Source organism: Streptomyces sp. NRRL F-2664 (assembly GCF_000719345.1).
Taxonomy (GTDB): domain Bacteria; phylum Actinomycetota; class Actinomycetes; order Streptomycetales; family Streptomycetaceae; genus Streptomyces.
On sequence record NZ_JOFX01000615.1, the window covers coordinates 1 to 229 of the forward strand.

The window sequence follows — 229 nt, forward strand, 5'->3', positions numbered from 1 at the left end:
CGTCCTCGAGACCGGGCAGTCAGCCCAGGCGCTCACCGCCCGCGCCTACACCGACTACGGCCGGGAAACCCGCCCCGACGGCACACCCGCACCCGCCGCGCACCGCGCCGCAGACCCCGCCGCCAACCCCTTCCGCTTCGGCGGCGAGTACACCAACACCGAAAACGGCACCGACTACACCCCCGCACGCCTCTACCACCCCGAAACCGGCCGCTTCACCACCCGCGAC

Annotated in this window: 1 protein-coding gene; it reads left to right on the forward strand. The window is 73.4% G+C overall.

Annotated features, from left to right (window positions below):
* The coding region (locus IF89_RS40395) for an RHS repeat-associated core domain-containing protein (RefSeq protein WP_043195236.1) at positions 1-229 on the forward strand (229 nt) is incomplete at both ends.